Raw genomic sequence first — 8,687 nt, forward strand, 5'->3', positions numbered from 1 at the left:
CCAGCGCGACGCCGAGGATCACCGGTCCCTGGTCCGAGCCGGGCCTGATCATCGCCGCCACGCCGAAGGATGTCAGCGTCCGCTACGACGGCAGGCTGGCGCACGTCGCCTGGAGCGCCGTGCCGGGCGCGACCAGCTATCAGGTCAGCGTGCTGGAAGGGACCAGCGTCACCCACGGTCCCTTCGTGGTGACCTCGACAACGGTCCAGTTCCCGCTGGCCTATGACCCGGCCAAGACCTGGACCCTGGTAGCCCAGGCGGCCGACGGCTTCACCAAGGGGCCCGGCAGCCCGGCCATTGCGGTGTTCGGTCCCGGCTGGTTCCTGTCGGCCAGCGCCGACCAGACGGCGATCAAGCCCGCCGACAGCCAGGCGATGGCGGATTTCGACATCGTCCTGGACCTGCCGGAGCTGTTCCCGTCCCTCCCGGAAACCCTGCCCCAGAACGAGACCTTCGTCCTGGCGGAGGGAACGGCGCCGTTCGTCTACAGCCTGACCATCCCGGCCGGCTCCCTGGCCTGGACGTTCGAGGGCGGCGCCATCCGCGCGGACCTGCGCGCCGACTACCTGGGCTTCATAACCGCCCTGGAGTCGGCGACGGCGACGCCCCTGGCCCTGGCCACCGTGCAGCAGGCCATCGGCCGGGCCATGCCGCAGACCTTCGCCGAGACGCTGTTCTACAACTACGGCCTGCGGGCCGAGCAGGGCTGCGTGGACCTTCGGCCCGGCATGACGCTGCGGGCCGAGTACGAGACCTACCAGTTCCTCGGCGGGGCAGTGCCGGACCAGGCCTACCTCAACGGCTATGTCGCCTCGGCCTCGGCCGACTACCAGGTCGCCTCCTACGGTGGCTCGGGCAGCTGGCTGATCGGCTTCGACCGCTTCCTGGCGACCATCGCGGCGGCGGGGGGCCTGACCGTCCCGACCCCGGCCTTTTCGCAGCGCAAGATGCAGGGCGCGGGCGGGGTGATCGACACTCTCTACGCCCAGTTCCGCCGGCCGTTCGTCCGACTGGTCTACCCGACCAGCTTCCAGTCGCAGGCCGCCACCGGGACGCCTTATCCGGAATATAACGCCGTGTTGCTGGCGGCCAGCAGGCTGGACGCGCTGGAGGCGGCCACCACCAACATCCGCAACGGGCTGGAGGCCGGGGCCGACGTCGCCCTGCTGTATTTCCGCGGCCGAACCACCCTGACCGCCGGGGTGCAGGTCTGGCTGGACGGCCAGCCGCTGTCGGTCCCGCTGGGGACGACGGTCGCCAACCTGCTGGAGCGTCGCGCGGCCCGGCCGCCCGGAACGGCGCTGCCCTTCAGCGGCCTTAGCCTGACTCGGGCCGCCGGGGCGGCGGTGACCGGGGCGCCGGCCGCCTTCGCCCTGGGCGCCGGCCTGCCGGTGCGGTTCGACTGGACGATCGGCCCCAACCCGGCCTGGCTGGACCTGCCCCTGCTGCACGGCGACGGCCTGACCCTCGGATGAGCCAGGCCGAGCCCATCTTCGCCCGCGCCGAGGGCCTGGACCTCTACTGGCTGGAGGGCGGCCTGAGCGGCTTCCTGGCCTCGCCGGACGCCGACCTGCTGGACAGCGTCAGCCTGAGCGCCAGCTGGGCCGATCCAGGCGGGCTCTACCTGTTCCTGGGGGCGCCGGCCGGGGACGGGGCGGCGCTGCAGGCGGACCTGCGGGCCTGGCTGGCCGGCCAGCCCGCCCGGCTGTTCTGGCTGGCGGCCCCGGACGATCCGCCCGAGCGCTGGCAGGCCCAGTGGCTGAATCTCGCCGACGATCTGCTCACCCGGCGGTTCGACGTCGACTATGGCGGCCTGATCCTCACCGTCACCGGCGGCGCGGCGGTCAGCCTGGCGACCGCCGCCCAGGGCTGGGGCTTCGCCTTCGCCGCCGATCCCGCCGCCAGCCTGCTGGCCGGCGGCGGGGTGCTGAGCGCCGACAGCCCGGCGGTCGTCACCTATGCCCCCACGCTCGAGGGCTGCTGGCGCTTTGCCCTGCCGCTGCCGGCCGCGACCCCGGAGGCGCCGTCCGGTCTTGAGCAGCTGGGTGCCTCGCTGCGGTTCTTCAGCGGCCAGCCGGACGGGACGATCCGCACCCTCAATCTGCGCCCCCTGATCCAGGACGAGGACGGGCGGCTGTGGACCAGCCTGGACCCGCTGCGCCCGCTTGACCCAGTCCGCAGCCATCTCAGCTTCTTCCCGCCCCCCGACAGCGGCGAGACCGCCGACCCGCCAGCCTTCGGGTCCGACTATGCGACGGCCCGAGGCTATGCGGTCAGCCTGACCCCCCAGGATGCGACCGCCGACCTGCCAGCTGCGGGCCTGGTGCTGGCGCTCCAGCCCCAGACGGTTGGCGAACCGGGCGGCGTGCCGACCAGCGTCTATCCGACCCCGATCGGCGCCTTCGGGATGGCGGTCAGTATACCGGTCCAGGCCAAGGCGAGCCTCGACTTCAACCCCGCCGACCGCCTGCTCTGCGGCATGTCGGGGCTGGAATATCTCGGCCTGGCCGAGGAAACCGGGAACAGCCTGGTGTTCACCCGCCCCGGCCCCGCCTATGCCCCCCGGTCCTGGACGCCGAGGCCGAGGGTTCGACCCTCACCCAGTCGCTGACCCCGCTGGGCGCCACCGCCTGGACGACCATGACCGTCGAGGGTGGGGTCGGCTACTACGCCCAGCCCGAGGAGGCGGCGCTGTATTCGGCCGGGGTCGGCGGGTTCCTGAACTATCTGGAGGTGCCGGCCGCGCTGCTGGCGGCCCCCACGGCGGAGACCCCTGGCTTTCCCCTGGCGCCCTACCGGGGCCTGGCCCAGGCCGATGTCGAGCTGGCCCGGCGGCTGGAGGCGCGGGCCATCGCCCCGGCCCGGCGCAAGTCGATCGGCGTGGAGACCGAAGAGCAGCTGCGGGCCCTGAAGGCCGAGTCCGGAGCGGTGGCGACCACGGTCGGGGTGACGCCGCAGGGCCTGGCGGTCGGGCTGACCAGCATCGACGGCCCCTGGGCCTGGCTGGGCATCGGCCGCAACACCACCGCTCCCGACGCCCTGCCGGACGTGCGCTTCACCCAGGTGCATGGCGAGTTTCGCCAGGCCGTGCAGACCAATCGCCTGTTCATGGTGCTGGGCGACGCCGACAGGGTGATGGCCAACGGCTCGGTGGCCTATCGGCTGACCGCCCTGGCCCTGGGCATGATCGGCGACCTGCCCCCGGGCAAGGGCGTCTCGCCGACCGTGCTGGCCCAGGTCCGGAGCGCGGTCTCGCCCAACTATCCGACCTATCCTGACGAAGCCGCCTTCGACGCGATGCTGGACAGCGCCACGGGCGGGGCGATCACCCCGGAGGAGCGGCTGGTCTTCCAGCGCTATGCCGGCCAGCTGCTGGTCAGCCTGGACCGCTGGCGCTTCCAGCTCTCGCCCCGCAACTGGCACAACCCGGCCCGGGCGGCCCCGGACTCCTTCGTGATCTTCAAGCTGGTGGGCGGCCGCAGCCTGGTCGAGCTGCTGGACGATCTGCCCTCCTGGACCTGGCCGGAGGCGGCCTCCTCGGCCGGTCCGGCGGCGGCGCAGTCCTCGATCCGGGCGACCATCCGCAAGGCTCGGGAATCGGTGCTGACCGCGCAGGCGACCGGTGCCGGCAACACGCCCTACGACAACTTCGTCGCCATGGTCGACGACCCCAACTGGACCGGGGTGCTGGCCCTGTCGGTCGACGTGCCGCTCGACGCCCTGCCCGCCCCGCTGCAGGCCCTGGCGGCCGGCATCGATCCCAGCGGCTTCTACGCCCACCACCTGGGCCTGACCGCCACCCCCTTCTCCGGCGAGACCGGCCAGCTGGTCTTCCAGACCAGCTCCAGCTTCGGGCTCATCGACTACCAGGACCCGGTCGACCAGTATTTCTCTGAAGAGACCGCCTTCGCCTTCAAGGTCCTGCAGCTCACCGTCGGCTTCCAGAACGCCAACCTGGTCAGCTTCGCCAGCCGGGTGGAGCTGATGATCAACCGGCTGTTCGGGGCGCTGACCCGGCTGTTCCCGACCGGCCACGGCAACAACATCCTGCTGGACGGGGTCTATCAGAGCCAGCGGCTGCCGGATGGGTCGGCGCAGGGTGCCTATGTCTTCGCTATGCGGGGCGATAACAGCCTACAGCTGTCCTCGGGTGCCCTGGGGGTGGTGGAGCTGCGTTCGGCCCAGTTGGTGACCATGAAGGCGGCGGACCAGGCGGCTGGGGACTCCAACATCACCGCCATCTTCCAGCTGACCGGCAACCTGGGCTTCGCCGAGTTCCCCGACATCGACCCCTTCAGCTTCGGGCCGCCACTCACGCAAGGCCAGGAGCCGACGCCGCCGGAGCCGTTGAGCAGCTATCTGCGCTTCTCGAACCTGGCGATCAGCATGAGCTTTTCGCTGGCCGATCCGGCCGCGCTGACCTTCCGGGTGGCGGACGGCAACATCTATTTCGACCTGGCCAACAGCATCCCTCGCGCCAATTCCCTGTTCGCCCGCTTCCCGCTGCAGCTGACCGGGCTGGTCACCACGCCCGATCCCAAGCTGACGGGCCAGGCCGCCTCGGCGCTGACGCCGCAGAGCGCCGGCTTCGTCTCGATCAGCGCGCCGATCCAGCAGGGGACGCTGGGAAACCCCTGGTATGGCCTGACCTATGTCATCGACATGGGAGGCCTGGGCGCCCTGGCCGGCAATGTCGGCATCACCATCAAGCTGCTGATCGGCTGGAGCCCGCAGACGGCCGAGACCGCGCCCGCCGTATTCGTCGGCGTCGCCCTGCCGGGGGTGAAGAACACCCTGGGGGTCGACCTGCCGCTGCAGGGCATTCTCAAGCTGGGTTTCCGCACGATCCAGTTGCTGGCCAACGACATCGACGGCCGGCGCAACTACCTGCTGCGGCTGCGGGACTTCGGCATCCGCATCCTGGGGCTCTCTTTCCCGCCTGGCCACAACGACGTCAGCCTGTTCGGCAACCCCGACCAGACCTCGAACACCAAGCTGGGCTGGTACGCCGCCTATTCGAAAGCGGCCGATCCGGCCCGCGCCAAACTCCAAACCGACCGCCGGACCCTGTCCGCCGGCAGGACGGCCCGCCGACTGGGAGATCGCCATGACCGCGCGTGATCCGCTGACCGGAGATCCCCAGTTCGCCGCCGCCTCGCGGGTCGAATACTTCTGCCTCTGGTGCAACCAGGGCATGGCCAACTGGATCGAGATCTATGACCGCGACGGCGACGATACCGTGCCGGCCGCGATCGTACTCAGCGATTTCGGCGCGGGCGTGCGGCAGAGCGCGACCCAGGTGTCGATGCGCTATGCGCCGCCCGTCCATTTCATCGTGACCCGGCTGCGATACCTGATGGATCATGACCTGGAGCCGCGGATAGATCGCGTCGTTATCTCGCACCAGGACGCCGACCACCTCAACCTGCTACAGGCCATGGTGTCCGAATGCGAGCGCCGTACGATACCGCTGCGCATCACCGAGATCCGCTGGGGCGGTGGCAACTGGGGCCCAAGCGCCAACGCCACCCTCAGGCGCCTCACGCCCTTCGCAGACCGGGTGAGGCCCTGGCAGGGCACCTATTCGGACTACAGGCGCAACATGCTCGGCGCGTTCTACAAACGCGCCCTGTTCCGGGCGGGCAACGTCTTTTTCCGCACCCTGGTGGTCGATGCGCCCATCTACATGGCCGGGGACGATATCGAAAGGAACGGCAGCGGCGCCGTCATCGTCGTGGAATTCGATGGCGTCGGAACGATCATCCTGCCGGGGGACGCCACGGTCGATACGCTGGTCTGGGCCGATGACCGGATGCTGTGGTGGGAGCGTGGCACCGGCACGGCCGCCGTCCGACCCTGCTTCGTGATGTCGGTGCCGCACCATGGCGCCTATCGCACCTTGATCGACGAGGCGGGAGGAACCGGCGTGGATGGCGACGACGAATTCGTGGCGGCGCGGGCCTTCATTGAGCTGACACGACCCGACAGCCTTGCCGTCAGCGCCGGCGCCATGAACGGCCACCATCACCCGCACCTGAGCGTGCTGAACGTGCTGTCGAGCTACGCCGGCACCGGCGGCCTGTCGGACGAGGGAGAGGCTGTTACCCACAGCATCGCCTACTGGAACGATCTGGCCAACAAATGGGAGATCGCGCCGGCGATCACCCTGAATGTCTATACGACGATCATCCAACTCGATGACCCCAACTGGGTCGCCAACTACCAATTCGTGATGAACTCGGACCGGACGGTCCACTCCCATTGGTTCCCGTTCGACGCGCCCACCTCGGCGAGTGACACCGTGGTGGTGCTGATGCAGGTCGATACGCCGGAGCCGCCCCCCGGGACGCCCCCTGTGACGCCGCCGGTCGTGCCGGCGCGGTCCGGCCCGATCACCCGCGTGACGGCGCGGCGGACGGGCGGCGGGACATGATCCAATGTCGCTGAGCGCCATTCGAGACGCCTTCAGGTTCGCCGCCGAGACCGGCCAGGTCGATGGCGCCCGCCTGCCGCTGCTGGGCGTCCTGGTCGAAACCCTGGGCGCGCCAGAACTGCCCCTCAGCGGGGGCCGTTCGGCCCAGGAGGGGGCCGCTGCAACGCTTACCGGCGCGACCCAATGGCGGAACACCAACTGGTCGCTGACCATCACCGGCCAAAGTCCCGGCGGCCGCGACCAGCTTCGCATGGTGCTCAAGCTCGCGCCGCAAGCCCAGGCCTGGACCCTGGGCCAGGCGTTTCCCGACCTGCCGCTGTCACGCATGCCGGATGAGAGCGAGGACGCCGGCGGCGGGCTGACCCTGACGACCTCGGTGCTGGAGGCTCTGGTCGTGGACCTGCCGGCGGTGCTCAGTGAAGCCGCCGACCAGGGCGGCGCCGGTCCGGCCCGGCTGCAGGGCTGGCTGCTGATCGACCAGGGGTTCTGGCGCCCTATGCCACCTATCTGGGCGGCTCGCGGCTGTGGCTCGACGGGCCGATGACGGTTTCCGATCGGGTCGGGCTGGACCTGCTGGCCTTGGCTCCGGCCTCGGAAATGAGTCTGCCGGGCGTCGAACTTGGCCCGGTGTCGCTGCGGCTGGCAACCGACTATCCCGACCCCTTCGCCTACGAGCCCGACACCCCGCCGCTGTCGGTCATCGAGATCCAGGCCGGCATGGTGCTCGGCGCGCTGGAGGAAACCGAGATCACGCTGGCGACGCCGCTGTTCCTCAGCGACATGACCTGGCCGCTGGACGTTGACATCGCCCCGCCGCTCAACCTGTCGCGCGGCGTCGCCGGCCTGCTCTCGATAATGCCGGGAACCAGCCCCGGCGATTTCCAGCTTCCGTCCGGCATCGCGGCTCTGGACGCCTTCGGAGTCGGTCGGCTGTCCTTCGGCGTCACTCCGCCCGGAGACTTCGGCCTGCCGGGCATGAGCTATGCCGGGGTTTCCGTGGTTTCGACCACCCGCTGGAACACGCCCGTTCCGTTCGTGGCGGTCGAGAATCTGGGCGTGAACTGGATGTTCAACTGGGTCAGTGGCAGCGCGGTGATGTCCGGCGAGGTCTACGGGACCATGGTCTTCGGTGCCAAGGACAATGCCAGCGGCGGCGCGCCGCCTCTGGGCCTGGACGGCGACCCTATCCTGCTCGACGTCAGCCTGGCCCTGCCTTCGCTGGTCATTGCGGGCAAGGTCCGCCATCCCATCGTCCTGCCGCTCAGCGAGGCGTTCGGCGCCTATTTCGGCGGGCCAAAACCCAGCCTGCCGGTCGAGCTGACGGTGGACCGGCTCAGCTTCTTTGCTTCCCTCTCCGACCAGACCTACGGCGCCACGCTCACGATCAGCAGCGAATGGGAGCTGACGATCGGCACGATCAGCTTCGTCATGGTCGAGATCACCTTCGACATGACGGTGGCCCAGTCAGGCTTGGCGGGCCGGCTGAACGGCTTCGTGGGGGTGAAGGTCGGCGGAGAGCAGCAGGCGGTGCTCAGCGCCGGGGCCCTGTATCCCCGGGGCGGCGACTGGCGGTTCGTCGGCGGGCTGGCCGAGGGCGATCTGGACCTGACCGGCTTCGCCTATGCCTTCCTGGGGGTAGAGCCGCCGCCCTGGCTGCCTTCCCTCGTCCTGACTGGCCTTTGGATCGATTACAGCCTGGCGGCTGGCTACCCCTATCGCGTCTCCGCCGCCGTGGCGGTCAGATGGAATCCCGAAGTCCTGGGTCTGACGCTGTCCCTTGCGGCCGAGACCGATATCCAGCGTTACGCGGTGGCGACCCCGGCCCAACAAATTATCTTCAACGGCCTGGCGCTGAACCGGCCCGTCCTGGCCCGGGCCGGCTTGCCGCCGGGCGTAAGCCTGGAAGCGGTCCTGGCCGGCGGGCCGATCGCCGCCGCCACACCCGTCATGACCTACGCCGGCTCGGTCAAAGGCGTCTTCGAACTCAATCGCCTCGCCGTCACCATCGGCCTGTCCTTCATCGGCCAGGAGCAGACCTACCTCTTCGGCGTCCGCCTGGAGGATTTCAACCTCGAGGCCCGCACCGCCTGGATCGGCGTGGCGCCCAAGCGCCACCAGGTGCTGACCGTGCAGATGGCCGGCTCGACCCTGGGCGGGCTGATCGAGAGCCTGGCCCGGCTGGCCAATCCGAACCTCAACTATCGGCTCGAGGCGCCCTGGACCTTCCTCAACAGCATCGACCTGGGCCGCTTCA

General features: G+C 69.8%; 6 protein-coding genes. All 6 read left to right on the forward strand.

Going from position 1 to position 8,687, the window contains the following annotated elements:
• On the forward strand, positions 1–1,475 hold a 1,475-nt coding region (locus CSW58_RS14055), incomplete at its 5' end, for a hypothetical protein (protein WP_201721612.1).
• Entirely contained in the window at positions 1,472–2,611 is a 1,140-nt protein-coding gene (locus CSW58_RS08495) for a hypothetical protein (RefSeq protein WP_099447000.1), read from the forward strand. The genes CSW58_RS14055 and CSW58_RS08495, both read left to right, overlap by 4 nt.
• A gap of 29 nt (positions 2,612–2,640) precedes the next feature.
• Positions 2,641–5,121, forward strand: coding sequence for a hypothetical protein (locus CSW58_RS08500; RefSeq protein ID WP_099447001.1), 2,481 nt, complete (start codon positions 2,641–2,643; stop codon positions 5,119–5,121).
• Positions 5,108–6,433, forward strand: a complete 1,326-nt coding sequence (locus CSW58_RS08505; protein ID WP_099447002.1) for a hypothetical protein — start codon at positions 5,108–5,110, stop codon at positions 6,431–6,433. Before CSW58_RS08500 ends, CSW58_RS08505 begins: the two co-directional genes overlap by 14 nt.
• A 4-nt stretch (positions 6,434–6,437) precedes the next feature.
• A complete protein-coding gene (locus CSW58_RS08510; RefSeq protein ID WP_099447003.1) occupies positions 6,438–6,977 on the forward strand; it encodes a hypothetical protein in 540 nt (179 codons plus the stop codon).
• Positions 6,974–8,687, forward strand: a 1,714-nt coding sequence (locus CSW58_RS08515) for a hypothetical protein (RefSeq protein ID WP_201721613.1), incomplete at its 3' end; no start/stop codon positions are given. The genes CSW58_RS08510 and CSW58_RS08515, both read left to right, overlap by 4 nt.

Source organism: Caulobacter sp. B11 (genome assembly GCF_002737765.1).
Lineage (GTDB): Bacteria > Pseudomonadota > Alphaproteobacteria > Caulobacterales > Caulobacteraceae > Caulobacter.

Excerpts from the sequence above, each read along its gene's own strand:
- CSW58_RS08510 (WP_099447003.1), top strand. The coding sequence starts at position 6,438 with ATGTCGCTGAGCGCCATTCGAGACGCCTTCAGGTTCGCCGCCGAGACC.
- CSW58_RS08505 (WP_099447002.1), top strand. The coding sequence starts at position 5,108 with ATGACCGCGCGTGATCCGCTGACCGGAGATCCCCAGTTCGCCGCCGCC.
- CSW58_RS08495 (WP_099447000.1), top strand. The coding sequence starts at position 1,472 with ATGAGCCAGGCCGAGCCCATCTTCGCCCGCGCCGAGGGCCTGGACCTC.
- CSW58_RS08500 (WP_099447001.1), top strand. The coding sequence starts at position 2,641 with ATGACCGTCGAGGGTGGGGTCGGCTACTACGCCCAGCCCGAGGAGGCG.